This window comes from Streptomyces sp. RP5T, assembly GCF_003933965.1.
Classification (GTDB): Bacteria; Actinomycetota; Actinomycetes; order Streptomycetales; family Streptomycetaceae; genus Streptomyces.
In genome coordinates this window covers 1-593 of the sequence record NZ_RSAJ01001246.1, presented here as the reverse complement: position 1 = coordinate 593, position 593 = coordinate 1, and the positions used below count along the sequence as shown (strand labels likewise).

The window sequence follows — 593 nt, the reverse complement described above, 5'->3', positions numbered from 1 at the left end:
GCGTCGCACAGGGCGGTCAGTTCGGGCAGGCACTGGTCGGCCTGGCCGAGGGCGAGCGCGGCGGTGTGACGGGCGCGCAGGGCGTCCAGACGGCGGGCCTGGGCCCGGGTCGCCTCGGCCGTACGGTCGGGCAGATCGGCCAGCGCCGGGCCGCGCCACAGGGCGAGGGCGTCGTCCAGGATCCCGGCCGCCTTCGCGGGGTCACCGTCGGACAGGGCGCGCACGCCGTCCGCCACGAGCCGCTCGAAGCGGTGCAGGTCGATGTCGTCCGGCGCGGCGGTCAGCCGGTAGCCGCCGTCCACGGACGCCACCGCGCCCGCGCCGAGCGCCCGCCGCAGCCGTCCCACCAGCGCCTGCACCGCGCCCGTCGCGTCGGCGGGCGGGTCGCCGTCCCACACCTCGTCCACCAGGACGCTCACGGGGACGGTGCGGCCGGGGCGCAGTGCGAGGACGGTCAACAGCGCGCGCAGGCGCGCCCCGCCGACCGGGACGGACGTGCCGTCGGAACGGAGTGCTTGCGTGGTGCCGAGGATGCGATAGCGCACGGGGTCCATTGTCTCTGCTGGGGCGGGGGCCGGTCACGGGGTTACTTC

At 77.4% G+C, this 593-nt stretch carries 1 protein-coding gene; it reads right to left on the bottom strand.

Annotated elements, in window-relative coordinates; genetic code table 11:
- Positions 1-554 (bottom strand): BTAD domain-containing putative transcriptional regulator (locus tag EHS43_RS45650; protein WP_185806698.1); only part of this gene is annotated, 554 nt, incomplete at its 3' end.
- Positions 555-593: the final 39 nt, after the last annotated feature.